The 24,728-nt window shown below is 62.6% G+C and carries 23 protein-coding genes; 11 read left to right on the forward strand and 12 right to left on the reverse strand.

Going from position 1 to position 24,728, the window contains the following annotated elements; all coding sequences use genetic code 11:
- Positions 1-99 precede the first annotated feature (99 nt).
- On the forward strand, positions 100-1,269 hold the full coding sequence (locus Q0931_RS04520; protein ID WP_299257703.1) for an MFS transporter: 1,170 nt from the start codon (positions 100-102) through the stop codon (positions 1,267-1,269).
- A gap of 25 nt (positions 1,270-1,294) precedes the next feature.
- Here the strand turns inward: Q0931_RS04520 and Q0931_RS04525 are convergent, their stop codons facing one another.
- Together Q0931_RS04525 and mnmE are read right to left on the reverse strand one after the other, a co-directional pair.
- A complete protein-coding gene (locus Q0931_RS04525; RefSeq protein ID WP_299257705.1) occupies positions 1,295-2,191 on the reverse strand; it encodes a PhzF family phenazine biosynthesis protein in 897 nt (298 codons plus the stop codon).
- A gap of 119 nt (positions 2,192-2,310) precedes the next feature.
- A complete protein-coding gene (gene mnmE, locus Q0931_RS04530) occupies positions 2,311-3,672 on the reverse strand; it encodes a tRNA uridine-5-carboxymethylaminomethyl(34) synthesis GTPase MnmE (protein ID WP_299258194.1) in 1,362 nt (453 codons plus the stop codon).
- Positions 3,673-3,844: 172 nt separating this feature from the next.
- Between mnmE and Q0931_RS04535 the strand changes: the two genes are divergently transcribed.
- Positions 3,845-4,477 carry a flavin reductase family protein gene (locus Q0931_RS04535; protein ID WP_299257707.1) on the forward strand — a complete coding sequence of 211 codons (633 nt, stop codon included), beginning with the start codon at positions 3,845-3,847 and terminating at the stop codon, positions 4,475-4,477.
- Between the two features lie 102 nt (positions 4,478-4,579).
- Here Q0931_RS04535 and pgm read toward each other — a convergent pair whose 3' ends face one another.
- From pgm to nadA, 3 genes are all read right to left on the reverse strand, one after another.
- A complete protein-coding gene (pgm, locus tag Q0931_RS04540) occupies positions 4,580-6,244 on the reverse strand; it encodes a phosphoglucomutase (alpha-D-glucose-1,6-bisphosphate-dependent) (RefSeq protein ID WP_299257709.1) in 1,665 nt (554 codons plus the stop codon).
- Positions 6,245-6,333: 89 nt separating this feature from the next.
- Positions 6,334-7,200: a carboxylating nicotinate-nucleotide diphosphorylase gene (nadC, locus tag Q0931_RS04545; protein ID WP_299257711.1), complete on the reverse strand. Its 867-nt coding sequence runs from the start codon at positions 7,198-7,200 to the stop codon at positions 6,334-6,336.
- On the reverse strand, positions 7,197-8,318 hold the full coding sequence (gene nadA / locus Q0931_RS04550) for a quinolinate synthase NadA (protein ID WP_299257713.1): 1,122 nt from the start codon (positions 8,316-8,318) through the stop codon (positions 7,197-7,199). The genes nadC and nadA overlap by 4 nt, the downstream gene beginning before the upstream one ends.
- 186 nt (positions 8,319-8,504) lie before the next feature.
- On the opposite strand from nadA, the gene Q0931_RS04555 reads away from it, so the two are divergent.
- A complete protein-coding gene (locus tag Q0931_RS04555) occupies positions 8,505-9,428 on the forward strand; it encodes an aldo/keto reductase (RefSeq protein WP_299257715.1) in 924 nt (307 codons plus the stop codon).
- A gap of 3 nt (positions 9,429-9,431) precedes the next feature.
- The gene (locus Q0931_RS04560; RefSeq protein ID WP_299257717.1) at positions 9,432-10,082 is read left to right on the forward strand and encodes a hypothetical protein; all 651 of its coding nucleotides are present in this window, start codon (positions 9,432-9,434) and stop codon (positions 10,080-10,082) included.
- Between the two features lie 5 nt (positions 10,083-10,087).
- Here Q0931_RS04560 and Q0931_RS04565 read toward each other — a convergent pair whose 3' ends face one another.
- The 4 genes from Q0931_RS04565 to rpmH all read right to left on the reverse strand — a co-directional run bounded on the left by Q0931_RS04565 (position 10,088) and on the right by rpmH (position 13,492).
- Positions 10,088-11,053 (reverse strand): NAD regulator, encoded by a 966-nt coding sequence (locus Q0931_RS04565; protein ID WP_299257719.1) that lies wholly within the window; start codon positions 11,051-11,053, stop codon positions 10,088-10,090.
- Between the two features lie 137 nt (positions 11,054-11,190).
- Positions 11,191-12,876 carry a membrane protein insertase YidC gene (gene yidC / locus Q0931_RS04570; RefSeq protein ID WP_299257721.1) on the reverse strand — a complete coding sequence of 562 codons (1,686 nt, stop codon included), beginning with the start codon at positions 12,874-12,876 and terminating at the stop codon, positions 11,191-11,193.
- Between the two features lie 78 nt (positions 12,877-12,954).
- Positions 12,955-13,332: a ribonuclease P protein component gene (rnpA, locus tag Q0931_RS04575; RefSeq protein WP_299257723.1), complete on the reverse strand. Its 378-nt coding sequence runs from the start codon at positions 13,330-13,332 to the stop codon at positions 12,955-12,957.
- 25 nt (positions 13,333-13,357) lie between these two features.
- The gene (rpmH, locus tag Q0931_RS04580; RefSeq protein WP_086623304.1) at positions 13,358-13,492 is read right to left on the reverse strand and encodes a 50S ribosomal protein L34; all 135 of its coding nucleotides are present in this window, start codon (positions 13,490-13,492) and stop codon (positions 13,358-13,360) included.
- Positions 13,493-13,824: 332 nt separating this feature from the next.
- Here rpmH and dnaA point away from each other — a divergent pair, with 332 nt between their 5' ends.
- The 4 genes from dnaA (at position 13,825) to gyrB (ending at position 20,181) form a co-directional block, all read left to right on the forward strand.
- Positions 13,825-15,372, forward strand: coding sequence for a chromosomal replication initiator protein DnaA (dnaA, locus tag Q0931_RS04585; protein ID WP_086900485.1), 1,548 nt, complete (start codon positions 13,825-13,827; stop codon positions 15,370-15,372).
- A gap of 94 nt (positions 15,373-15,466) precedes the next feature.
- Positions 15,467-16,570: a DNA polymerase III subunit beta gene (dnaN, locus tag Q0931_RS04590; protein WP_086900486.1), complete on the forward strand. Its 1,104-nt coding sequence runs from the start codon at positions 15,467-15,469 to the stop codon at positions 16,568-16,570.
- Positions 16,571-16,651: 81 nt separating this feature from the next.
- Positions 16,652-17,767 carry a DNA replication/repair protein RecF gene (recF, locus tag Q0931_RS04595; RefSeq protein ID WP_299257730.1) on the forward strand — a complete coding sequence of 372 codons (1,116 nt, stop codon included), beginning with the start codon at positions 16,652-16,654 and terminating at the stop codon, positions 17,765-17,767.
- A complete protein-coding gene (gene gyrB, locus Q0931_RS04600; protein ID WP_086900488.1) occupies positions 17,764-20,181 on the forward strand; it encodes a DNA topoisomerase (ATP-hydrolyzing) subunit B in 2,418 nt (805 codons plus the stop codon). The genes recF and gyrB overlap by 4 nt, the downstream gene beginning before the upstream one ends.
- 50 nt (positions 20,182-20,231) lie before the next feature.
- Here the strand turns inward: gyrB and Q0931_RS04605 are convergent, their stop codons facing one another.
- Positions 20,232-20,666 (reverse strand): hypothetical protein, encoded by a 435-nt coding sequence (locus Q0931_RS04605; RefSeq protein ID WP_299257733.1) that lies wholly within the window; start codon positions 20,664-20,666, stop codon positions 20,232-20,234.
- A gap of 73 nt (positions 20,667-20,739) precedes the next feature.
- Here Q0931_RS04605 and Q0931_RS04610 point away from each other — a divergent pair, with 73 nt between their 5' ends.
- Entirely contained in the window at positions 20,740-21,111 is a 372-nt protein-coding gene (locus Q0931_RS04610; RefSeq protein WP_299257735.1) for a MerR family transcriptional regulator, read from the forward strand.
- Positions 21,108-21,518 (forward strand): carboxymuconolactone decarboxylase family protein, encoded by a 411-nt coding sequence (locus tag Q0931_RS04615; protein WP_299257737.1) that lies wholly within the window; start codon positions 21,108-21,110, stop codon positions 21,516-21,518. Before Q0931_RS04610 ends, Q0931_RS04615 begins: the two co-directional genes overlap by 4 nt.
- On the opposite strand, the gene Q0931_RS04620 is transcribed toward Q0931_RS04615, so the two are convergent.
- Together Q0931_RS04620 and Q0931_RS04625 are read right to left on the reverse strand one after the other, a co-directional pair.
- Positions 21,515-22,270 carry a 3'-5' exonuclease gene (locus Q0931_RS04620; protein ID WP_299257739.1) on the reverse strand — a complete coding sequence of 252 codons (756 nt, stop codon included), beginning with the start codon at positions 22,268-22,270 and terminating at the stop codon, positions 21,515-21,517. The two genes, Q0931_RS04615 and Q0931_RS04620, sit on opposite strands and share 4 nt — an antisense overlap.
- Entirely contained in the window at positions 22,258-23,121 is an 864-nt protein-coding gene (locus Q0931_RS04625; protein WP_299257740.1) for an arginase family protein, read from the reverse strand. The genes Q0931_RS04620 and Q0931_RS04625 overlap by 13 nt, the downstream gene beginning before the upstream one ends.
- A 286-nt stretch (positions 23,122-23,407) precedes the next feature.
- Between Q0931_RS04625 and Q0931_RS04630 the strand changes: the two genes are divergently transcribed.
- A complete protein-coding gene (locus Q0931_RS04630; RefSeq protein WP_299257741.1) occupies positions 23,408-24,688 on the forward strand; it encodes an ABC transporter substrate-binding protein in 1,281 nt (426 codons plus the stop codon).
- The last annotated feature ends 40 nt before the right edge of the window (positions 24,689-24,728 follow it).

A 24,728-nucleotide genomic window follows, 5' to 3' on the forward strand; every position in this document is an offset into this window, starting at 1 on the left:
GCGCCTTCGACGTTCTGACCCCTATACTGATCTCTTGTCTTCCGCGCCTTGACCGGCGCAGTGATGAGGATCGCCTTTTTCTTTTCTGTGCGAGGCTTCATGGTTCGTCATACCCATCCCCTGCTTGTTCTTCTGGCACTGGCCACCGGTGGCTTTGCCATCGGTACGACCGAATTTGCCACCATGAGTCTGCTGCCCTTTATTCAGAATGACATGCAGATCGCCCCGTCCACGGCCAGTCACATCATCAGTGCCTACGCACTGGGCGTGGTCATCGGCGCGCCCGTCATTACGGTACTGGCGGCGCGTATCGATCGAAAATGGCTGCTTTTGATTCTCATGACCCTGTTTGCGCTTGGTAACGCTCTGAGCGCGCTGGCCTCAAGCTACGGCTCGCTGGTGCTGTTCCGCTTCCTCAGTGGCCTGCCGCACGGCGCCTACTTCGGGCTGGCGGCCCTGATGGCGGCCTCGGTCGTGACCAGCGGCAAACGCACGCGTGCGGTGGGCATGGTCATGCTGGGCCTGACGGTGGCCACCATTGTTGGTGTGCCGCTGGCGACCTGGCTGGGTAACGCCATCGGCTGGCGCTCGGGGTACTGGCTGGTCACCACTCTGGCCCTGTTGACCGTGGTCATGATCGCCCTGTTTGCGCCCAGAACGGGCGTGGCCAGCGAGCGCAGCGCCAAAGGCGAGCTGCGAGCGCTGAAAAACGGTGCCGTGCTGCTGACGCTGGCCATCGGTGCCGTAGGCTTTGGCGGCATGTTCTCGGTGTATACCTATCTGACCTCCACGCTGGACAGTGTGACGCAGATGACGTCTGCCACCATTCCACTGGTGCTGGCCGTCTTCGGCTTGGGCATGACGATCGGCAATATTGTCGTACCGCGTTTTGCCGACCGTTCACTGATGCCCACCGCCGGTGGCCTGCTGATCTGGAGCGCGGTGGCACTGGGCGCCTTCCCGTTCGTGGCAGGCAACCCCTGGCTGGTCAGCATTGATGTGTTCTGCATCGGTATCGGCGGGGCGCTGGGCACCATCCTGCAGACCCGGCTGATGGATGTGGCCGGCGAGGCGCAGAACATGGCGGCCGCGCTCAATCACGTGGCCTTCAACATGGCCAATGCCCTCGGCCCCTGGCTTGCCGGGTTGTCGCTCGCCCTGGGCTTTGGTTTTCGCTCGACCGGGGTGGTGGGCTGTCTGCTGGCGCTGGGCGGTCTTGTCATCTGGATCATGGCGCGGCGTCATGAGCGGCAGTCGCAGGCCGTCTGAGCCGGCCGCCCTGTCTAGAGACTGTCTAGAGACGAAGGCGGCCCTCGCCGATGACGACGGCCGTTCCGCCCACGTGGATGGCCGTGATGTCCCGGCCGGCCTTGTCGACCAGCACGCCGATGCGGCTGGGACGGCCCATCTCGAGGCCCTGCATGATGGTGTATTCCAGCGTGCCGGTCTCCGGTGACTGCCGGGCCAGGTAGCCGGCCAGCGGCGCAGCGGCACTGCCGGTGGCCGGGTCTTCCACCACCTGATCACTGATGCGCAGCTTGCGCGTTTGAAGGCAGCGCTCACCTTCCTCAACGTACAGATAGACATTGGCGCCATGCTCGCTCTTCAGCACATCCGGCAGCAGTGCCGGGTTGGCGCGTACCTCGCCCAGTGCTTCAACGCAGGACAGTCTGATCAGATGAAAGGGCGAGCCGCAGGTAGCGCCGACCACCGGCTCATCGATCAGTGTCTCCGAAGAGAGCCCCAGCAGGGCCGCGGCCTTTGAGCGCGACAGCGCACTCGGCTCGATGCTCAAGGGGCCGGGCGCACTCAGCCAGGCCTGCTCGCCATCAAAGCGAATGGGGACGTCACCGGCCCGTTCTCGCAGGATCAGCGGTGTGTGATCGTCATGCCAGCCGATCTCGCGCAACAGCCAGGCCGCGCCAATGGTGGGATGCCCTGCAAAGGGCAGCTCCTGATGCGGCGTAAAGATGCGCACGTCAAACACGCCCGGCATGGCGGTGGCAGTCATGAAGACCGACTCCGACAGATTGAGCTCGCGCGCCATTTGCTGCATGACGCGGGCGCTCAAGGCGCCTGCGTCAGGAAACACGGCCAGCGGGTTGCCCTGAAAGGGAGTTCCGGTAAAGACATCGAGCAACAGATAGTCGATGGAAGACGCCTGCGGGTCGATCACGTCACGAAGGGGCATGGCAGCTTTCCTTGAGCGCGGGGCAGCCGCCCCGGGCGCGATATCGTTTGACTGGCAAAACGGCGGCCGGCGAGCGCTTCGGACCGCCCTTTCTGCAGCGCCTGTGGGCCGCTACGAATTTATTTGCCGATGCAGAAACTGCCAAAGATCTCGCCCAGCAGTTCATCGGCGGTGAATTCGCCGGTGATCTCGCCAAGCGAATCCTGGGCGGCGCGCAGGTCTTCGGCCAGCAGCTCGCCGGCACTGGCGCCGGCGAGCTGATCCGCGCCATGCGTCAGCGCCTGCCCGGCACGATCGAGGGCGTCGAGATGGCGGCGGCGGGCCGAGAAGCGCCCTTCGCTGGTCGACTGATAGCCCATCACGCCCTTGAGGTGCGCTTTCAGATGTTCCACGCCGGCGCCGGTGGTGGCGGAGAGGCGAATCACCGGCGGGGTGGTGGCAAGATCCGGCTCGCTGGTCTCGCCGCTTTCATCGATCTTGTTGCGTACCAGGGTGAGTTTGGACGGGTCGGGCAGGCGCTCGACGAACTCGGGCCAGATGGCCATCGGGTCGAGTTCACCGCTTTCGCGGCTGTCGACCATCAAAAGCACCCGGTCGGCCTTTTCAATCTCCGCCCAGGCGCGCTGGACGCCGATCTTTTCCACGGCATCCGGCGTGTCGCGAAGGCCGGCAGTATCGATGATGTGCAGCGGCATGCCGTCGAGATGAATGTGCTCGCGCAGCACGTCCCGGGTGGTGCCGGCAATGTCGGTGACGATCGCAGTTTCCTGCTCGGTCAGCGCGTTCAAAAGGCTCGATTTGCCCGCGTTGGGGCGCCCGGCGATCACCACGCTCATGCCCTCACGCATCAGCGCGCCCTGGGCGGCGCTGGCGCGGACCTCGCCAAGGCTGGTGCGCACGCCGGCGAGCATTTCGGCGACGCGACCATCACCGAGAAAGTCGATCTCTTCTTCGGGGAAGTCGATGGCGGCCTCGACAAAGATGCGCAGCTCGATGAGGCGTTGCACCAGCGCCTGTACCCGGGTCGAGAACTCGCCCTGCAGCGAGTGCAGAGCGTTTTCGGCCGCCGCACGGGAGCTGGCCTCGATCAGATCGGCGATCGCCTCGGCCTGGGCCAGATCGAGCTTGTCGTTTAAAAAGGCCCGCTCCGAGAACTCACCGGGGCGGGCCAGGCGCGCGCCCAGCGCCACGGTGCGCTCCAGAAGCCAGTCCATGATGACCGGGCCGCCGTGACCCTGCAGCTCCAGCACGTCCTCGCCGGTAAACGAGTGGGGGCCCGGAAACCACAGCGCGATGCCTTCATCGAGCACCTGACCCTCATTGCCCAGGAAGGGACCGTAGTGGGCGCGCCGGGGTTCGGGGTCAAACCCGAGCATGGCGCGGGCGATGTCGGCGGTTCTGGCGCCGGACAGGCGAATGATGCCGACGCCGCCGCGCCCGGGCGGGGTGGCCAGCGCACTGATGGTGTCCTGGTCGAGCATGAGCGTTCCGAAATGGTGATAAGGCCGGCAGAGGCGGCCATGAATGGTATGGCGCCGATTGTCAGCGCTGGGACCAAACGCTGCAAGCATCGGTCGATCGGGCCGGTTAACCGGGCCGGTCGTTGCTATAGTGGAGCGCAGACCATTGATATCGCGATATCGGAGAGCGTTCATGACCGACCCGTTCCACTTCTATGAGCCGCGCAAGGGCCACGGCCTGCCGCACGATCCCTTCAAGGCGATCATTGCGCCGCGCCCCATCGGCTGGGTCTCCTCGCACAATGGCGAGGGGCGGCTGAATCTGGCGCCCTACAGTTTCTTTAACGCCTTTTGTGCCGCGCCGCCGATCATCGGCTTTGCCAGTGCCGGCTGGAAGGACAGCGTGGCCAACATCGAAGCCACCGGCGAGTTCTGCTGGCATCTGGCTACACGCACGCTGGCAGAGAAGATGAACACCTCGAGCGCCAGCGTGGGTGCCGACGTGGATGAGTTTGCGCTTGCCGGGCTGACGCCGGCCGCCTCGAACGTGGTGAAGGTGCCGCGCGTGCTGGAAGCGCCGGTGTCGTTCGAGTGCCGGCTGACCCAGTTGATTCAGCTGGAATCGGCCGACGGCGAGAAGCTCGACAACTGGCTGGTGCTGGGTGAGGTTGTGGGCGTGCACATCGATAAACACATGCTCGACGACGGCATCTATCAGACCGCGGCCGCCGAGCCGATCCTGCGCGCCGGCGGGCCGGCGACCTACTACACCATCAATGAGAGCGTGCGCTTTGAGATGGAGCGCCCGGATAACTCGGGGCAGTAGGGGCGGGCTCGTCACGCCTTTCACCCGCTTTGACACAAAAAAGGCCGGCGATTGCCGGCCCTTCTAATTTTCTCGCCCTTTTTATCCTGTCGCCAAAGGCGATCAGCCCTTGAGCACGCCGTCCACCAGTGCCTTGGCTTCTTCCTGGATGCGCTTCAAGTGATCTTCGCCTTCAAAGCTTTCGGCGTAGATCTTGTAGACGTCTTCGGTGCCCGACGGGCGTGCCGCGAACCAGCCGGCCTCGGTCTCCACCTTGAGCCCGCCGATGGCCGCACCGTTGCCGGGCGCTTCGGTGAGCTTGCGGGTGATGGCATGACCGGCCAGTTCGGAGGCCTTGACCTGCTCGGGAGAGAGCTTGCCAAGGCGGGCCTTCTGGTCGCGATCAGCCGGGGCATCGACACGGGCATAGACCGGCGCGCCGAAGCGCTCGGTCAGCGCCTGATAGCGCTCGCCCGGGTTCTTGCCGGTCACAGCGGTCATTTCCGCGGCCAGCAGGCCGAGAATGATGCCGTCCTTGTCGGTGGACCAGGGCTGGCCGTCAAAGGTCAGAAACGAGGCACCGGCGGACTCTTCGCCGCCAAAGCCCAGGCTGCCGTCCATCAGACCGTCCACGAACCACTTGAAGCCGACCGGCACCTCGACCACGGCCCTGCCGATGCCTTCGGCGACGCGGTCAATCATCGACGAGGAGACCAGTGTCTTGCCGATCGCGGCCTGATCACCCCACTGCGGACGATGCGTGAAGAGGTACTCGATCGCCACCGCCAGATAGTGGTTGGGGTTCAAAAGCCCCGTGGAGCGGGCGACGATGCCGTGACGGTCATGGTCGGTGTCGCAGGCAAAGGAGACGTCAAAGCGATCCTTGTTCTCGATCAGGCCGGCCATGGCGTGCGGCGAGGAGCAGTCCATGCGGATCCTGCCGTCCCAGTCCAGGCGCATGAAGCGGAAGGTCGGGTCGACGGTGGTGGAGATCACTTCCAGCGGCAGCTGGTAACGCTCGGCGATACGCGTCCAGTAGTGCACGCCGGCGCCACCCAGCGGATCAACACCGAATTTAAGGCCCGAGTCCCGGATCGCGGCCATGTCGATGACCTTGTCCAGGCCCGAGACGTAGCTGTCGATGAAGTCAAAGCGCTGTGTGGTGGGCGCCTTGAGGGCCTCGGCATGGCTGACGCGCTTGACGCCTTCAAGATCATTGGCCAGCAGTTCGTTGGCCCGCTCCTGAATCCATTTGGTGATGCCGGTATCGGCCGGGCCACCGTTGGTGGGGTTGTACTTGAAGCCGCCATCCACCGGCGGATTGTGCGACGGCGTGATCACGATGCCATCGGCCAGATCGCTGGTGCGATCACGGTTATGGTTGAGAATCGCATTCGACAGCGCCGGCGTGGGTGTATAGCCCGGCTCGCCGCCCGTTTCCTCACAGCCGGCATCGATGCGGGTCTCAACATGGTTGGCGGCCAGCACTTCCAGTGCCGATACAAACGCGGGCTCTGACAGCGCATGCGTGTCCATGCCGATAAACAGCGGCCCGGTGATGCCCTGCGCCTGTCGGTAGTCACAGATCGCCTGGGTGGTGGCCAGGATGTGCCACTCGTTGAAGCCGGTCTTCAGCGATGAGCCGCGATGACCGGACGTACCGAAGGCCACCTGCTGAGCGGGATCCGACACGTCGGGGCGTTCGCTGTAGTAGCGCGACACCAGACGCGGCAGATGGGCGAGGCGGTGCTCGTCGGGCAGCTGCCCTGCATTGGAATCGATGCTCATCTCTTCATCCTTTGAGAAGCGTGACAACAGAATTTACGCGTCATTCTAGCAGGCGAGGTGCGCGGGCCTCTGTGCCTTTTTGTGATCTCTCAATCCAGCGAGTCCAGCCCGATATCGAGCTGCGGCGCCGAATGGGTCAGGGCGCCAACGGCAATCAGGTCCACACCGGTATCGGCGATTTCGCGCAGGCGCCGGGCATCGATCCCGCCGGAGGCGGTCAGCAGGCAGCGGCCGCGGGTCATGGCCACGGCCCGGCGCAGGTCATCAAAAGACATGTTGTCGAGCAAAATTGCATGGGGCGGTGTGATCAGGGCCTCCTCGAGCTGTTCCTGGGTGTCGACCTCCAGCTCGATCATGCGCAGATGCCCCAGCTGCGCGCGTGCCCGCGCCAGCCCCTCGGTAATGCTGCCGACGGCGGCGATGTGGTTGTCCTTGATCAGCATGGCGTCATCCAGCCCCAGGCGATGATTGACCCCACCGCCCAGACGCACGGCGCGCTTTTCCAGCGCCCGCAGGCCGGGGGTGGTCTTGCGCGTGCAGGCCAGTCGCGCGCGGCTGCCTTCGAGCTGATCGACCATGGTGCGGGTGAGGGTGGCGATGCCGGAAAGCCGGGTCAGGAAATTGAGCGCAGTCCGCTCGGCGGCCAGAAGCGGCCGGGTCGGCCCTTCGAGGGTAGCGATGGGTTCAAGGGCCTGCAGGCGCTCGCCGTCACGGCGGTGCCCCTCGAGGTGAATACGGGGATCGACGTGATCAAGCACCCGGGCCAGCACGTCCATGCCGGCCAGCATGCCGGGTCGACGCGGCCGCAGCTGCAGGCGGCTGGTGTGATCGGCATCGATCAGCGCCTCAGAGGTGATATCGCCGCCGCGGCCCAGATCTTCTGCCAGCGCGGCAGTCACGATGGGGTCGAGGATGACAGCAGGCAGCGGTGCGATCTCGTGGCCGGGAGCATTCATGACACCACCTCGACATGGGCGTTGTGTGCGGGACGAGTGAAATCGGCCGGCGTCACGGGATCAGGGAGCGCCAGCATCGCGTCGATGGCGCGTCGGGCGCGCACGGTGATGCTCTCCTCGACGTTGATTTCATGACGGCCGTAAGCCAGCGAGGCGAGAATGCCGTCCAGGGTGATGCGCTGCATGTGGGGGCAGAGATTGCAGCTGCGAACAAACTCGATCTGCGGGTGGCGGCTGATCAGGTTGTCACTCATCGAGCACTCGGTGAGCAGCAGTACCTGTTCGGGTCGGTGATCATCCACCCAGCGCTCCAGGTCGGCGGTCGAGCCGGAAAAGTCGGCGGCGTCCAGCACCTCTGTCGGGCACTCGGGGTGGGCCAGCACCCGAACGCCGGGATGACGACGGCGGATGGCGCTCACCTGGGCGGGGGTGAACTGCTCATGGACCTCGCAGCTGCCCTGCCAGACCAGAATCGACAGGGGCGTGCGCGCTGCCACGTTACGGGCCAGATGTTCATCGGGGAGCATGATGACCCGATCCACCCCCCATTCGGCGGCGATCGCCTCCACCACGTTGAGGGCGTTGGAGGAGGTGCAACAGATATCGCATTCGGCCTTCACCTCGGCGCTGGTGTTGACGTAGGTCACGATCGGCACGTTTGGATAGCGTGATTTCAGCTCGCGCACCTGCGCGCCGGTGATCGAGGCCGCCAGCGAGCAGCCGGCCTGCGTATCGGGGATCAGCACGCGCTTGTCCGGGCAGAGAATCTTCGAGGTTTCGGCCATGAAGTGCACGCCGGCCTGCACGAGGGTGCGTGCCTTGCTTTTGGCGGCCTCGCGCGCCAGTGCCAGCGAGTCACCGCAGATGTCGCCGACCAGGGCGTAGATGTCCGGCGGCATGTAGTTATGCGCCAGAATCACGGCGTCCTGTTCCTTTTGAAGCTTTTTGATGGCATGCACCCGGCGGCCCATTGCCGGCCAGTCGTGGCTACTGACATGATCTTCCACGCGTGCATAAAACGCATCGGTCTGGCGGGCTATTTCAGCATCATAAGGGGGCAGAAGTGATTCAATCTGCTGGCTCGGCGGTACTTCTGATCGGGCAAGCGTCACGGTCATGAGCAGGCTCTTGGAGGGGTTAGGCTCACAATGAGTATTTTGGAGTCTGGCACGGTGCTCCTTTTTAATCAATACGAGCAAAACAGTAGAAGCCTTGGCCGGAACTGAGGTGCTCGACGGTGCAGTTCGCACCGGCCGGGGTCGATGGCCTATAAGAGGAGCTGTCACCCTTTCCGGGAGTGCTTCATGCGATTACTGATGCCGCGCCGCCGTTTTCTCATTGGAATGGCCTCGACCGGGCTGGCAGCACGCTGGCCCGGGGTACTGGCCGACAGCGAGCCGGCGCCGATCACCCGAACGATTCCTTCGACCGGCGAGCCCCTGCCGGTGATCGGCATGGGCACCTGGCGCACCTTCAACGTCGGCACTGATCCGGTACTGCTCGATCAGCGCGAGCAGATCCTTGATCTCTTTTTCCAGCGCGGCGGCAGGGTAGTGGATGCTTCCCCCATGTATGGCTCCGCGGAAGCCGTCGTCGGCGAGCTGGTCAAGCGGTTGGGCCGGCGGGAGGCGCTCTTTGCCGCCACCAAGGTCTGGACGCGCGATGAAAGCGATACCCGCGAAGCGGTGGCCCGGTCCGAGGCGCTCTGGGGCGTGGCACGCTTTGATCTAATGCAGGTGCACAACCTGCTGGGGTGGGAGGGGCATCTGGCCACGCTTCAGGAGATGAAGGCTGAAGGCCGCCTGCGCTATATCGGTGTGACGACCTCCCACGGGCGTCGCCACGACGATCTTGAACGAATCATGAGGCGTGAGCCGCTGGATTTCGTGCAGCTGACCTACAACATGGCCGATCGCGAGGCGGAGCGCAGGCTGCTGCCGCTGGCGCGCGAGCGAGGGATCGCGGTGATCGCCAACCGGCCCTTTCAGGGCGGGCGGCTGTTCGAGCGGGTTGGCTCACGTCCGCTGCCGGCGCTGGCCGGGGCGCTGGAGATAGACAGCTGGGCCGAATTCTTTCTCAAATTCGTCGTCTCGCACCCGGCCATGACCTGCGCCATACCGGCCACTACGCAGGTGGCCCACATGCGCGAGAACATGGGCGCGCTTTACGGTCGCCTGCCCGATGAGATGCAGCGCCGGCGCATGATCGATATCGTCAGGGAGCTATAGCGCATGGATTACGCACTGGGTGATTTTTTGATGTTCACACCCGAGGTGTATCTGCGCCTTTTCGAGCGAACCAACGAGGCGCTCGGGGTGGGGCTCTGGGGAGTGGTGGCCGTGCTGGTGACGATCCCGGTATTACTGTGCCGGGCGCCGACGCTTGTCAGGCGATTGGTGGCGGTGGCAATGGCGGCCGGCTGGGGGCTGACGGCAGCACTTTTCATGATGCGGTTTTATGCCCCCATCAACTGGCCGGTGGGGCCCTTTGCCTGGGTCTTTGCGCTGGAGGCGGGGCTTTTGATGGTGGTAGCGGCACGGGTACCGCCGGCCAGGGTGAGGCTGGTCGCACTCGCCGGTGGGAGCGCGCTATTGCTGGCGCTGTCATGGGTGACGGTACGCGAGACCGACACGTGGCAGGCGATAGCGCTGCCCGGTGTGACGCCGGACATGACTGCGGCCACCACGGCAGTGCTTTTGATGGCCTGGCCGCGCCGCGCCCGGTGGGGGCTTCTGGTCATTCCGCTGCTGTGGTGCGCCTTCAGCGCGCTGGGGCACTGGGCCATGGGGCTGTGGTGGCCCATGGCCGTACCCGTCACCGGACTGGTATTCATACTGATGGCCGCACTGTGGCCGCCGCCGCGCTCACCCAGCGTCGAGTAACGCGTTTATTGATACTCGCTGTGAGCCAGCGGGGTCTGTACGCCTGGCGCCATCTGCTGGCGCCACTGCTCGCGACAGAAGCGAAAGCGCTCGGCCGGACGCCCGCCGGTGGCGGTATCCACCGCACCGGTAGGCACTACCAGGCCGGTGCGATCCAGCGAACGGCGAAAGTTCTGCTTGTGCAGGCGACAGCCAATGATTGCTTCGATGGTCAGCTGAAGCTGGGAGAGGGTAAAATGCTCGGGCAGCAAATCGAAGATCACCGGTCGATAGCGCAGCTTGCCGCGCAGGCGATCCATGGCGGTGGCGAGAATGCGGCGGTGATCGGACATCAGGGGCTCACCCGGCAGGGTCGTGATGACTTCGGCATGATCATGATGCTGCGCTTCAGGGGCGAGCCCTGCCTCATATAACAGCTCGAAGCGTTCCAGTACCCGGGTATCGACCCAGCGCGCGCCGTTCAGGCCAAAGGCCAGCTGAGTGCGCTGGCGCCTCGCCTCGCGGGTCGTCTCGTCAGGGGCGGCCATCACCCAGCGGGACAGTGCCGGAGCGATGATCATGTCGATCATCGCCGGACGACCGTGACGATAATCTTCCCACGGAAAATGGTCATACCAGCTGGCCCAGAGCGTCTGTTCGTCGCGTAGCGCCTGCTGCTGCGACACCAGCCCCAGATGGCCGATGGAAATATGGCGCGTGATTTCGCCGGTCGCGTCCGGCTCGAGACGGTCCTGGTCGCCGAAGGTGTAGAGCTGCTCGACGTAGTCCAGTGCCAGCCCGGTCTGGTGAGCGACCCGGTCACGAAGGCCCAGCTCAAAGGTGCGGTGATGGCGCGGATCGAAGTCACCTGCCGGCAGCATGGGGGCGCGACAGCGATCACTGGAGCGCGTGAGCAGGACGGTGGGGGTTGCCGACTCCATGGCAATGACGACGGCGGAGAGTTCGATGGCAATGACAGTGCTGTCTGGCATGGTGACGGCCCGGGGCATTCCGTGATCGGCAGAGGGTTACGGCGGCACTATTGTGTCACAACCGTCTCCTGCATGGCGGATAAAGAAAAACCCCTGCCGTGGCAGGGGTTTTCGGTGTGGCGAGTGCCACGTACGGCCTAGACCGTCTTTTCCTTGTCGACATCACTGTTTTCGATACGCTTGGTGATGAAGTACTGCTGCGTGATCGAGAGCAGGTTGTTGGTAATCCAGTAGATCACCAGGCCTGCCGGGAACCACAGGAAGAAGAAGGTGAAGACAATCGGCAGCATCTTCATGATCTTCGCCTGTGTGGGGTCCGGCGGTGTCGGGTTGAGCTGCTGCTGCAGGAACATGGTCAGACCCATGATGATCGGCAGGATAAAGTAGGGATCCTGCGCCGACAGATCATGAATCCACAGCATGAACGGTGCATGGCGCAGTTCGATGGACTCCATCAGCATCCAGTACAGCGCGATGAACACCGGCATCTGGATCACGATCGGCAGACAGCCGCCCAGAGGATTGATCTTCTCCTTCTGGTAGAACTTCATCATCTCCTGCGACATCTTCTGACGGTCGTCGCCGTGCAGTTCCTTGATGCGCTTCATCTCGGGGCCCATCTTGCGCATCCTGGCCATCGACTTGTAGGCAGTGGCAGAGAGCGGGAAGAGAACGGCCTTGACCAGCACGGTCAGCAGGATGATGGAGAAGCCCCAGTTGCCGATCAGCGCATGAATGTGCGTCAGCAGCCAGAACAGCGGGTTGGCGAGGAACCACAGCCAGCCGAAATCAACCGTCAGCTGCAGGTGCGGCGCCACGGCTTCAAGGCGTTCGTGCTCCTTGGGCCCCATATAAAGCGTGGCCGAGAGATCACCGTTCTGACCCGGTGCCACGGTTTCGCTGGGGCTGGCAAAGGCCGCCACGTTGCGCCCACGCTGATCGACGTCGGCATAATACAGGTTCTGCTGATCCTGATTGGGCGCCCAGGCGGTGGTGAAGTAGTGCTGAATCATCGCCACCCAGCCACCGCGGACATCGGCATTGTTGAACTTGCCGTTTTGAATGTCTTCGAAGCTGACCTTCTGATAGTGATCATCCGGCGATGAGAAGGCCGCGCCCAGGTAGGCATGCATGCCGACACCGGCGCCGCTGGTCGGGTCGTCGCTGTTGTCACGGGCCAGCTGACCGATGAAACGTGCCGAGACGGGCGTCTGCGAGGTGTTGTCGATCAGATAGTCGACCTTCACCTTGTAGCTGTCGCGCTCGAAGGTGAAGCGCTTGATGATGTTGACGCCGTTGACGGTCGCGTTCATGTCGACCTGAAGCGACTGTTGATCATCCCCCAGCTGGTAACTGGTCTGCTCGGGTCGGAAGGTGATCCGGCCCTTGTGGCCTTCCATCTGCAGTCCGGAGCGCGCGATATAGCTGCGGCGCTGATCATCGGAGAGCAGAACGAAGGGGGCGTCGCTATCAAGGCGCTGCAGATGCTTTGGCAGGGCGGCATAGACGATATCGCCACCGCGCGGATCGATGCGCAGGTCAAGAGCATCGGTACGAACGCTGATCAGGCTGGTGTTCTGGGCATCAGCGCTATCGGGGCTGTCGGTGGTGTTGCCGGGCTGCGGTGTGCTGGCCCGGTCATTACCGGTATCGGGCGCATCGAGCGACTGCTCACCGGGTTCAACGTCACTGCTTTGCTGGGACAGGGCGGGAGGCGCTTCATCCGGTCGGTCGTTTTGCCCGTGATCATTGCTCCATTGAATGATCATCAGGTAGGCAAGTACGGCCAGCGGGATGACAAAAAGAAGTCGTTTCAGATCCATTGGGATTGCCCGGTGGGAAAATGTCGACGCGGCGCAAGAAAACGACGGGTCGCACTCGACGGTTCGTCGCGCCTCGTATTATTGCTGATGCTCCGGCTGGCGTTTGACGTCCTTTTCAAGGCGTCGCCACATACCGTGAAGCTGTCTGGCCAGTGTTTCCGAGTCAATCTCGTGCACGCCCTTGCGTGACAGCACGACGATATCCACGCTCGGCAACCATTGCTGGCGCAGTCGCACCGATTCTCGAGTCAAACGCTTGAGACGGTTGCGATCCACGGCTCGGCGTACGTTCTTTTTGCTGAACACCAGCCCTACACGAACGTGACCGAGATTGTTCGGGGTCGCGAGTGCGAGAAGCCCCTTGCCGTGAATCCTGAAACTGGCATGTTCGAAAACATGACGGTATTCCCCGGCGGTCAGGATTCTGAGACCGCGGGGAAATCCCTGATTGGTCATGAGCTCGGCTGATCCGTTAAAAAGATCAGGCGCTCAGGCGCTTGCGACCCTTGGCGCGGCGACGCGAGATGACCTGACGGCCGTTCTTGGTGGCCATGCGAGCGCGAAAACCGTGGTTACGCTTGCGCTTGAGCACACTGGGCTGGAAAGTACGTTTCATGGTTGCGATTCCCGAATTGAGACTTGAATGATCGGTGACACCGATGCCCTCAAAATCGAGGCGCACGGGGGTCAAGAGCCGGGATTCTAGAGAATTCAACGAAGACGTGCAATTTTTATCCACGCATGAAAAACAAGCGGATGTGCATAACTTTGTGCACAAGCCGCGCATGTCATTTTTCCAGGGCCATCTGTACGACCCGGAGAGGCCCGGATAGTGAGGATAAGGTTATCCACAGAGGGTTTTGTTCGCCAACCCGGTGTGGATAACCTGTAGCGCGGGCGTTACACTACTGCCCCGTTTACACGACTCACCATTGATAGAGGTCGCGTGTGTCCATCGCTCTCTGGCAGCAATGTCTTGACTATTTACAGGATGAACTGAGCTCTCAGCAGTTCAATACCTGGATCCGTCCCCTGCAGGCCGAAAGCGGTTCCAGTGACCACGAACTCTCCCTGCTGGCCCCCAATCGTTTTGTGCGTGACTGGGTCAATGACAAGTATTTAAAGCGCATCAACGAGCTGATGCGCGAGCTGGCTCAGGGTCGTCCGCCGAAGGTGTCGCTGGACATCGGCAGTCGCCGCACGGTATCCAATCCCGTGTCACGGTCGGCGGATGCGCCGCAGCAAAACGGTTCTGCACCACAGGGCAGTACCGCTGCGCGCACTCAGGAGAGCTGGTCTACGGGCGTGACCCGTACGTCTTCGGCGCCCATGCCGCCTTCGCCGCCAACCTCCCCTCGTGGCGACTATCAGGACGAGCGTGAAATCCCCGCGGCGCCGCCTTCCGGCAACACCATGGGTGGACGACGCAGCGACAGTGGCGAGCGCCAGGTGCAGGTCGAAGGCAGCATCCGCCATCAAAGCGGTCTCAACCCGGGTTTTACCTTCGAAACCTTTGTCGAGGGCAAGTCCAACCAGCTGGCGCGGGCTGCATCGCGCCAGGTGGCCGAAAATCCCGGTGGCGCCTACAACCCGCTGTTCCTTTATGGCGGTGTGGGTCTGGGTAAAACGCACCTGATGCACGCCGTCGGCAACCACCTGGCCGGTCTTCGAGACAACGCCCGGGTGGTCTATCTGCATTCCGAGCGCTTCGTGGCCGACATGGTCAAGGCGCTGCAGCTCAACGCCATCAACGACTTCAAGCGCTTTTATCGCAGCGTCGATGCGCTGTTGATTGATGATATCCAGTTCTTTGCCGGCAAGGAGCGCTCTCAGGAGGAGTTCTTCCATACCTTCAACGCCCTGCTTGAAGGCGGCCAGCAGATGATTCTGACCTCGGACCGCTACCCCAAGGAGATCAGCGGTGTCGAGGAGCGCCTGAAATCGCGCTTTGGCTGGGGCCTGACGGTCGCCATCGAGCCGCCGGAGCTTGAAACACGCGTCGCGATTCTGATGAAAAAGGCCGAGCAGGCCAAGGCGGATCTGCCGCACGATGCTGCCTTTTTCATCGCCCAGAAGATCCGCTCCAACGTGCGCGAGCTGGAAGGCGCGCTCAAGAAGGTGATCGCGGACTCCCACTTCATGGGGCAGCCCATCAATCAGGAGTTCATCCGCGAATCGCTCAAGGATCTGCTGGCGCTGCAGGACAAGCAGGTGGGCGTGGACAACATCCAGCGCACCGTGGCCGAGTACTACAAGATCAAGGTGGCCGATCTGCACTCCAAGCGCCGCTCGCGCTCGGTGGCCCGCCCGCGGCAGGTCGCCATGGCGCTGGCCAAGGAGCTGACCAACCACAGTCTGCCCGAGATCGGTGATGCCTTCGGCGGTCGTGATCACACCACGGTGCTGCATGCCTGCCGCAAGGTGGTGGAGCTGCGCGAAGAGAACTCCGATATCCGCGAAGACTACAAGAACCTGCTGCGTCTTTTGACCAGCTGATGACCAGGCGTCTGGCTGATGCCACGCCCTCATCGGCGGTGACCGACATGACAACACTGTGGCCGGAACAAGAGCCTGAAAAGAGTGGAGCCCCATGAAATTTTCCATTTCGCGTGAAGCCCTGCTGCGCCCGCTATCGCTGGTAGCGGGCGTGGTTGAGCGCCGTCAGACCCTGCCGGTGCTCTCCAATGTCCTGTTAACGGTCAGCGATGACGAACTGTCGCTGACCGGTACCGATCTCGAGGTCGAGCTGATCGGTCGCGTCGCGCCCTCGAGCATCGAGGAAAGCGGCGCGGTGACCGTCCCGGCGCGCAAGCTGATGGACATCTGCAAGTCGCTGCCCGATCAGTCCGAGATTACCCTGGCCATCGAGGAGGGCCGGGCGCTGCTGCGTTCGGGGCGCTCGCGCTTTACGCTGTCGACCCTGCCGGCGGCCGAGTTCCCCAGCATCGATGAAAATCAGGGCAGTACCGAACTGACCCTGCCGCGGCGCACCCTCAAGCAGCTGATCGACGCCACCGGGTTTGCGATGGCGCAGCAGGATGTGCGCTATTACCTTAACGGCATGCTCATCGAGCTGCGCGATCATCTGGTCCGCACCGTGGCCACCGATGGCCACCGTCTGGCGGTCTGCTCACGCAGCGCCGATATCTCGCTTGAGGAACCGCAGCGTCTGATCCTGCCACGCAAGGGCGTGGTGGAGCTTTCGCGCCTGCTGGATGACAGCGACGAGCCGATCACGCTCATGCTGGGGGCCAGCCATCTGCGCGTCCGCACCGGGGCCTACACCTTTACCTCGCGGCTGGTCGACGGCAAATTCCCGGACTACGAGCGGGTGATCCCGAAAGGCGGCGACAAGCAGATTCTGGCCGAGCGTGGCGAGCTGCGTCAGGTGCTCTCACGAACCGCCATTCTTTCCAACGAGAAGTACCGTGGTGTGCGGCTCAATCTGGAAGCGGGTAATCTGCGGGTGCTTGCCAACAATCCCGAGCAGGAAGAGGCCGAAGAGAACGTGGCGATCGACTACAGCGGCAGCGCGCTGGAGATCGGCTTCAACGTCGGCTATCTGATCGATGTGCTCAGCGTGTTGGACACCGATCAGGTTCAGCTGACGCTGTCCGATCCCAACAGCAGTGCGCTGCTGGAAGCGCCTGGCGGCGGCGATGCCATGTACGTCGTCATGCCGATGCGGCTCTGACGTTTTTGCGCCATCGCCTGCCAGCTTGTCTGCCACACCAGCGCCCGGCATCGGTCGGGCGCGCGTCCCTTCGGGATCGTCATGCCGCTTGATCATCTTCATTTTCAGGGGCTGCGCAACCTGCCTGCCGTCACCTGGCAGCCGGGCGCGCATGTCAACCTGATTTTCGGCGACAACGGCAGCGGCAAGACCAGCCTGCTGGAAGGTTTGCACATCCTGGGCATGGGGCGCTCGTTTCGTACCCGTCAGCTCAAGCATGCCATTACCCACGATCAGGACGCCCTGACGCTGTTTGGCCGCCTGACCGGCGATCCGGCCCTGCCGCTGGGTGTGGAGCGACGTCGCGACAGTGACGGCCTCAACGTGCGGGTGGCCGGCGAGAAGATCGACCGCATTGCCGAGCTGGCGCGTCACCTGCCCATGCAGCTGATCAACCCGGATGCCTTTCGTCTGATCGAGGGGGCGCCTGCCGCACGGCGGGAATTTCTCGACTGGGGGGTGTTTTACGTCTACCCCGATTTTTTCGATGTCTGGCGCCGCGCAAGACGCTCGCTCAAACATCGGAATGCGCTGCTCAGACATGATAGAATTGATGAACAGTCGCTGGGCCTCTGGAGCCGCGAACTGGCGCGCTGGAGCGATCGGCTGGATGCCATGCGCAACGACTGGATGGCGCGCTTTTCAGACGTGTTCAGTGCAACGCTTGCCGAGCTGATCGAGTTGCCGGAACTGTCGCTGCGCTACTACCGCGGCTGGGACAAGAGTCGCCCGCTCGAGGAGATCCTTCTGGAGGGGGTGGCCACCGACCGGCAGATGAAGTTTACCCAGCAGGGGCCTCAGCGTGCGGATCTACGTTTGCGCATGGGTCGCTATCCGGCCGCTGAAGTACTCTCCAGAGGACAGCAGAAGCTGGTGGTCAGCGCCATGAAGCTGGCGCAGGGACGGCTTTTAGAGCAGGAAGACCGCCACCGCTGCCTTTATCTGATCGATGATCTGGCAGCCGAACTTGACGAGCAGCACCGCCGCGCCTTTTGTCGGCTGCTGGAACAGATGAATTGTCAGACCTTTCTGACCGGTATCGAGCCTGCCTCGCTTGAGGGGCACTGGCATATTGATACCGACGTTAGAAGGTTTCACGTGAAACAGGGTCGTCTGGCAGGCACTGCCGACGGCACGATGACCCGGGAGCATCAATGAGCGAACCACAGGCTTACGACTCATCGAGTATCAAGGTTCTTAAGGGACTGGACGCGGTACGCAAGCGCCCGGGCATGTACATTGGCGATACCGATGATGGCACCGGCCTGCATCACATGGTGTTTGAAATCGTCGACAACTCGATCGACGAGGCCCTGGCCGGCCACTGCAGCGAAATCCGGGTGGTCATCCATCCCGACGAATCCGTCACCGTCTCCGATGACGGCCGTGGCATTCCGACCGACATTCACTCCGAAGGGGTGTCGGCGGCGGAAGTGATCATGACCGTGCTCCACGCCGGCGGCAAGTTCGATGACAACTCCTATAAGGTGTCCGGCGGCCTGCATGGTGTGGGCGTCTCGGTGGTCAATGCGCTCTCCGAGCAGCTCAAGCTCACCATCTGGCGCAAGAATCAGGTTCACGAGCAGATCTATCATCACGGCGTGCCGCAGTCGCCGCTGGCGATCGTGGGGGATACCGAGCGCTCCGGTACCCAGATCCACTTCAAGCCTTCTGCAGAGACCTTTGCCAATATCGAGTTTCACTACGATATTCTGGCCAAGCGCCTGCGCGAGCTGTCGTTTCTGAACTCCGGTGTGGCAATTCGTCTGCTCGATGAGCGTGATGGTCGCGAGGAGCTGTTCCACTACGAGGGCGGTCTGCGTGCCTTTGTGGACCATCTCAACACCAATCGCACCACCATCAATCCGGTGTTTCACTTCAATGCCGAGCGCGAGGATGGCATTGCGGTGGAAGTGGCGATGCAGTGGAACGACAGCTACAGCGAAAACATCTTCTGCTACACCAATAACATTCCGCAGCGCGACGGCGGCACGCACATGGCCGGTTTCCGCGGCGCGCTGACCCGCAGCCTCAACAGCTACATCGAGGCCGAAGAGCTGCAGAAGAAATCCAAGGTCGCGACCTCCGGCGATGATGCCCGTGAAGGTCTGACCGCGATTATCTCGGTCAAGGTGCCCGATCCGAAGTTCTCCTCACAGACCAAGGACAAGCTGGTCTCCTCGGAGGTGAAAACGGCCGTCGAGCAGGAAATGAGCCGCCAGCTCTCCGATTATCTGCTGGAAAATCCCGCTGACGCCAAGGCGATCGTCAACAAGATGATTGACGCTGCCCGCGCCCGCGACGCCGCCCGCAAGGCCCGCGAGATGACGCGCCGCAAGGGCGCGCTCGATATTGCCGGGCTGCCCGGCAAGCTGGCCGATTGCCAGGAAAAGGACCCGACCCGTTCGGAGCTCTATCTGGTCGAGGGTGACTCCGCCGGTGGCAGTGCCAAGCAGGGGCGTGATCGTCGTACTCAAGCGATCCTGCCGCTCAAGGGCAAGATCCTCAACGTCGAGAAGGCGCGCTTTGACAAGATGCTCTCTTCGGCAGAAGTCGGCACGCTCATCACGGCACTGGGCTGCGGCATCGGCCGTGAAGAATTCAATGCTGATAAGCTGCGCTATCACTCGGTCATCATCATGACCGACGCCGATGTCGATGGCTCGCACATTCGAACCCTGCTGCTGACATTCTTCTTCCGTCAAATGCCGGAGCTGATCGAGCGCGGCCACATCTTTATCGCCCAGCCGCCGCTCTACAAGATCAAGCGCGGCAAGAACGAGATGTATCTCAAGGACGAGGCAGCACTGATCCAGCATCTGACCACGACCGCCCTTGATGGCGCGCAGCTGCACGTCAACGCCGACGCCCCGGGTATTGGCGGTGAGCATCTCGAAAAGCTGGTGCATCAGTACCGTGACGTGATGGACCGACTGGATCGTCTGGCGCGTGTCTATCCGGCTGACGTGCTCAAGCGTCTGATTTACGCCGACCCGGTCAGCGAAGAGATGCTGGCCGACAAGGACGCCATGACACGCTGGTCCGATACCCTGCAGGCGGATCTGGACGAGCGTATCGCCTATGAAGGCGGCCCGCGCTATACCTTCCGTCTGGTGCATAGTGAAGAACGCGGCCTGTACCTGCCGGCGGCGGTTCTAAGTGCTCATGGGGTAGAAACCGATTACCCACTGGGTCTGGGCTTTTTCCAGTCGGCCGATTACGCCGCCATGGTCGCGCTCAACCGGGCGCTTGACGGTCTGCTTGAAGAGGGTGCCTACATTGCCCGCGGCGAGCGGTCAAAGCCGGTCGAGAACTTCCACGACATCCTCACCTGGCTGATGGCCGAGGCCAGTCGCGGCTTCAGCATTCAGCGCTACAAGGGGCTGGGCGAGATGAATCCGGATCAGCTGTGGGAAACCACCATGGACCCGGAAAGCCGCCGCATGCTCAGGGTGACCATCGAGGACGCCATCGGCGCCGACATGATGTTCAACACGCTGATGGGTGATGAGGTCGAACCGCGTCGTGACTTCATCGAACAAAACGCCCTGGTCGCGAATCTGGATATCTGATCCGGCCATCTTTGCGTCTGATCCAACCGGAGCCCTGTGCTCCGGTTTTTTTATGCCGGGTCGATTTCGATCCACCACTTTGGCTTCATGCGGCCAAAGTCACGGCGCACGTTGTGCTTGAGTGCCGCCTTTGAGTCCAGCACCACACTCTCTCCCGCCTCGCGCACGAACACGACCCAGTGCCAGAAGGGCACCCCGTCGATGAGGCGCCACTTGATCGCCAGCAGCGCCCGATCCGGTAGATCCTCCCAGCCGGTAAAGGAACGCTCGTTCGGGGCCGTATCAATGTCCAGCGCACGCAGCAGTCTTCTCACATGGGCCGTGTTCGACCAGAGCGTGCGATCACCGGCATGAATACCCAGCTCGGCGGCGCGGCTGCGAGCGGTGTCGTACGTCAGTCCGGCCAGTGCCGCGCAGGCGGCAATGCCACAGCCGGAGGGTTCCTTTTGAATGACGGGCAATGTGGTTTGAACGGCAGCGGTCATGACGTGATCCTTTTGCTTGACCTGGAGTGCGCTCCAGGCCGTAACCTCTTCGTCATCCGTACGGGAGGGATGCATGAAAATTGGAGAACTGGCCAGACGTTCGGGGCGCTCGGCCCATACGCTGCGCTACTACGAGCGTATCGGACTGCTGCCGCCGCCCCGGCGCGATGGCTCGGGGCAGCGCGACTATGACGCCAGCGTGCTGGTATGGCTGGCCTTTCTGGAACGCCTGCGCGCCACCGGTATGCCGATTCGTGAAATGCTCGATTACGCCGCACTGCGCGCCCGCGGAGAAGACACCGCACTGGAACGCTGCGCGCTGCTCGAAGCCCATCGCGACCGGGTTCGGGCGCATGTACGTCTGCTTCAGGCATCGCTTGAGGTACTGGATACCAAGATCGAAGGCTATCACGCCGCCCATCATGAGAGGACACCTGGAACATGAACCAACCCCGTGAAAGTGATCGACTGATCCGCGGCCGTCAGGCCCTGGCGGCCATTGATGGTGACGCCGGCGAGAAGGTTATCAGCGCACTGGCTGACATCGCACCCGACTTTGCGACCTATCTGCTGGAGTTTCCCTTTGGCGATATCCATTCGCGCCCGGGGCTTGGCCTGCGCGAGCGTGAAATTGCCACCATCGCGGCGCTCACGGCGATGGGCACGGCTGCCCCTCAGTTGAAGGTGCATATCGAGGCCGGGCTCAATGTTGGAGTGAGTCAGCAGGAGATTGTCGAAATTATCATGCAGATGGCGGTCTACGCCGGCTTCCCGGCCGCCCTGAACGGGCTTTTTATCGCAAAAGAGGTGTTTGCCGATCGCGCGACCCATGCCGAGCAGGAAAGCCTCTAGAAAAGTCGTCCCTGCTCGGGGCGTGCGGTCAGGCCACGCCTGGTATATTCAGCCTCGAGCGAGGCCAGCACATCGATGCTGCCACCGCGCCAGCCGGTCAGCGCCTGGGTCAGAGCGTCATCATCGAGTGATTCGATGGTGTGTCCGCGGGCCGGACCATAGCGTAGGCGCATGCCGGGCACGGGCTGTCCGGTGGTAGCCCAGTCGAGAAAGGTGGCAAATCCGGTGAAGCCAAAGCGCGCCATCAGCGGCGTGATCAGCGCTGCGGTCATGGTCACATCAAAGAGCGCATCGTGGGCGTGGGTCGGCTCGTCACCGGTCAGTTCGCGATACATGTTGCCCAGTGACGCGCTTGCCAGACCGTCGCGCTTTTTGAGCCGATAGGCAGGAATGAACAGGTCCAGACTGCGCCTTGGACGGCAGCCCAGCCGGCGCGCGATCACGTTGTCGAAACTGGTATTGCTGTAGCCGATCACCAGCGCATCAAACCCCTGGCGAGCGGCCTTGCGGTAGACCGCGGGGATGGCGCGACGATAGTCACGACAGTGGGCGACGTCCTCGTCACTCAGGCCGTGCACCCGGGTGGTGGCCGGGTCGATCGATCCGCCCGGCTGATAGTGATCGCAGGCCTGCCACTGTAGATCGAAGGCGCCACCCTCTCCCAGTGACCCGCCCAGCACGGCCAGCTGGACCACGCCACAGTGACGTGCACTGCCGCCGGCGGTTTCGAAGTCATGAATCAGGGCGCGCATGTCACCTCATCAGACAAAAGCTTTCTGGCCAGCGGCGCCAGTATTTCCACCAGTACCGTCAAGTCTGCCGGTTCCGACTGCCCGGGCCAGTGGGATTCCAGTTCGGCAATCTCCATACCGATGACATTTTCCTCGATCAGGACGGTCATCAATGCGGCCAGCGCTTCGGGCGCAAGGCCGCCGTCAACCTGATAGTCGCTGGGCACCACGCCGGCATTGAGCACGTCGCAGTCCAAGTGAACATAGACCGGGCGGCCGTTGATGGCGTGCCGCAGCGTCTCGGCATTCAACCCGGAGGGAGGCAGATGACACACTAGTCCGTCATCGATCAGCCGTTGCTCGGTGGGGTCGAGTTGATGGGCGCCGGCCAGAATGACCTGATCCAGTGCCAGACCGCTGCCCAGGCCGCTGTCCCAGAGTCCGGCGGCCCCGGCAATCACCATGCCACCGAGATAGCCTGACCCGGAGGTCTTTGGCGTATTGAGATCACCGTGAGCGTCAAACCAGACGATGCAGGCCTGCGGGTGGTATCGGGCGACCACCGGCAGGGTGGCCAGCCCCCCGGCACAGCGACTCATGGTCAGCACCGGACGCTTGCCCGCGCTCATGATCTTTTCCAGATAGCGACCCATTGACACAAAATCGGGCGTGATGGCTTCCAGCACCTGTTGCCAGCCTCCCGGCAGTGCCTGACCCGGCGCTCCCAGGGTCTGAAGAGGAATGTCCAGATGTCGGGCAAGATGCCGGGCGAGTGCGAGCGCGCCGGTCATGCCCAGCGCATTGCGCCCGGCGCAGTTGCCCTGAAAGCAGATCAGGGGTGCCTGCGCATGAATAGGGGGCTGCTGCACCATGATGTCTCCAGGTCAGAGGAAATGGTTTGATCATGCCACGGTGTCCATGTGATCACATCCGCGCACGGCCACAAAGGCGCGAATGATCTGTCAGCGTTGTCGCGGGCAGGGCTGTTCAGGCATCCGACCCCGCAGCAGGCGCCTCGCGCCCTGCGTCGATGGTTGTATTGTGACCTGCTAATGCCTGGGTAATAGTTTGTGACAGCCCACGTCAGCGGCGGTCATCGTGGGTCCCACAAAACAACGATATCGACTCGCCTCAATAACAGAACAAGGGACGCACGCCATGACAACAACATTCAACAAGTGCCTGATGGCCGGTGCCATACCGCTGGCCATCCTGCTGTCGTCGTCGGCTTTCGCTCAGGAAGGCACCAGCAAGGGTGAGGTCGAAGTCCTCAACTGGTGGACCTCCGGCGGTGAGGCGAAGGCCCTTGGTGCGCTCAAGGACAAGCTGGCAGACGACGGTATCGGCTGGCAGAACATGCCGGTGGCCGGCGGTGCCGGCACCAATGCGATGGCCGTGCTGCGCTCGCGCATCACGTCAAACAATCCGCCGACGGCGGCGCAGGTGCTGGGCTATGACGCTCAGGACTGGGCCGACCGCGATGCGCTGAGCCCGCTGGATGATGTGGCAAAAGCCGGCAACTGGGACGAAGTCTTCCCGCAGCCGATCCAGCGCTTCGCCAAAAGCGACGGCCACTGGATCGCCGCGCCGTTCGAGATTCACTCCACCAACTGGGTATGGGCCAACAAATCGATGATGGACGAACTCGGCATCGAGCAGCCCGACACCTGGGAAGCCTTCATTGCCTCGATGAAGAAGGCGCAGGAGGCCGGCCACACCGGTCTGGCCTATGGCGGACAGCCCTGGCAGGACGCGACCGTGTTCGAAAACGTGGTGCTGGCCACCGGTGGCGCCGACTTCTATCGCCAGGCCATGATCGACCTTGATCCAAAGGCGCTCGATTCCGACACCATGGTCAGGTCGTTTGATCGCTTCCGCGAGCTTTTGCAGTACAAGGATGACAACTCCCCCGGACGTGACTGGAACCTCGCTACGGCCATGGTCATCAACGGCGACGCGCTCTATCAGATCATGGGCGACTGGGCCAAGGGCGAGTTCCTCAATGCCGGGCTCAAGCCGGAGCAGGACTTCATGTGCTTTAGAACGCCCGGCACGCAGGACGCGGTGACCTTCAACAGCGACCTGATGATCATGTTCAAAAACGACGACGAGCAGCAGCAGTCGATGCAGAACACCATGGCCGGGATCATCGGTTCGCCGGAATTCCAGGTGACCTTCAGCCAGCTCAAGGGCTCGGTGCCGGCCCGTACCGACCTGTCGTCCGACGGGCTCGACGCCTGTGCGCAGCGCGGCTACGAGCAGGCAAAGGCGGCCGCCGAGAGCGATACGCTGATGGGCAGCATGGCGCACGGCTACGCCGCGCCGGCCGGCGTGAAAAACGCGGTTTTCGATATTGTCTCCTCGTTCGTCAACGGCAACATGCCCAGTGACGTCGCCGCCGAGCAGCTGGCGATGGCGGTGCAGGGCGCGCGCTCCTGATCGAGTCGTTCTGATCAAGCAGTGATGTGACGCATCCGGC

The sequence above is a fragment of the uncultured Kushneria sp. genome, assembly GCF_947497025.1.
Taxonomy (GTDB): Bacteria; Pseudomonadota; Gammaproteobacteria; order Pseudomonadales; family Halomonadaceae; genus Kushneria.

Excerpts from the sequence above, each read along its gene's own strand:
- Q0931_RS04555 (WP_299257715.1), top strand. The coding sequence starts at position 8,505 with ATGCGATTACTGATGCCGCGCCGCCGTTTTCTCATTGGAATGGCCTCG.
- Q0931_RS04525 (WP_299257705.1), bottom strand. The coding sequence starts at position 2,191 with ATGCCCCTTCGTGACGTGATCGACCCGCAGGCGTCTTCCATCGACTAT.
- Q0931_RS04615 (WP_299257737.1), top strand. The coding sequence starts at position 21,108 with ATGAACCAACCCCGTGAAAGTGATCGACTGATCCGCGGCCGTCAGGCC.
- Q0931_RS04605 (WP_299257733.1), bottom strand. The coding sequence starts at position 20,666 with ATGACCGCTGCCGTTCAAACCACATTGCCCGTCATTCAAAAGGAACCC.
- yidC (WP_299257721.1), bottom strand. The coding sequence starts at position 12,876 with ATGGATCTGAAACGACTTCTTTTTGTCATCCCGCTGGCCGTACTTGCC.
- dnaN (WP_086900486.1), top strand. The coding sequence starts at position 15,467 with ATGAAATTTTCCATTTCGCGTGAAGCCCTGCTGCGCCCGCTATCGCTG.
- nadA (WP_299257713.1), bottom strand. The coding sequence starts at position 8,318 with ATGACCGTGACGCTTGCCCGATCAGAAGTACCGCCGAGCCAGCAGATT.
- rnpA (WP_299257723.1), bottom strand. The coding sequence starts at position 13,332 with ATGACCAATCAGGGATTTCCCCGCGGTCTCAGAATCCTGACCGCCGGG.
- Q0931_RS04520 (WP_299257703.1), top strand. The coding sequence starts at position 100 with ATGGTTCGTCATACCCATCCCCTGCTTGTTCTTCTGGCACTGGCCACC.
- Q0931_RS04620 (WP_299257739.1), bottom strand. The coding sequence starts at position 22,270 with ATGCGCGCCCTGATTCATGACTTCGAAACCGCCGGCGGCAGTGCACGT.
- gyrB (WP_086900488.1), top strand. The coding sequence starts at position 17,764 with ATGAGCGAACCACAGGCTTACGACTCATCGAGTATCAAGGTTCTTAAG.
- Q0931_RS04630 (WP_299257741.1), top strand. The coding sequence starts at position 23,408 with ATGACAACAACATTCAACAAGTGCCTGATGGCCGGTGCCATACCGCTG.
- Q0931_RS04560 (WP_299257717.1), top strand. The coding sequence starts at position 9,432 with ATGGATTACGCACTGGGTGATTTTTTGATGTTCACACCCGAGGTGTAT.
- recF (WP_299257730.1), top strand. The coding sequence starts at position 16,652 with ATGCCGCTTGATCATCTTCATTTTCAGGGGCTGCGCAACCTGCCTGCC.
- Q0931_RS04535 (WP_299257707.1), top strand. The coding sequence starts at position 3,845 with ATGACCGACCCGTTCCACTTCTATGAGCCGCGCAAGGGCCACGGCCTG.
- Q0931_RS04565 (WP_299257719.1), bottom strand. The coding sequence starts at position 11,053 with ATGCCAGACAGCACTGTCATTGCCATCGAACTCTCCGCCGTCGTCATT.
- rpmH (WP_086623304.1), bottom strand. The coding sequence starts at position 13,492 with ATGAAACGTACTTTCCAGCCCAGTGTGCTCAAGCGCAAGCGTAACCAC.
- mnmE (WP_299258194.1), bottom strand. The coding sequence starts at position 3,672 with ATGCTCGACCAGGACACCATCAGTGCGCTGGCCACCCCGCCCGGGCGC.
- nadC (WP_299257711.1), bottom strand. The coding sequence starts at position 7,200 with ATGAATGCTCCCGGCCACGAGATCGCACCGCTGCCTGCTGTCATCCTC.
- pgm (WP_299257709.1), bottom strand. The coding sequence starts at position 6,244 with ATGAGCATCGATTCCAATGCAGGGCAGCTGCCCGACGAGCACCGCCTC.
- Q0931_RS04610 (WP_299257735.1), top strand. The coding sequence starts at position 20,740 with ATGAAAATTGGAGAACTGGCCAGACGTTCGGGGCGCTCGGCCCATACG.
- Q0931_RS04625 (WP_299257740.1), bottom strand. The coding sequence starts at position 23,121 with ATGGTGCAGCAGCCCCCTATTCATGCGCAGGCACCCCTGATCTGCTTT.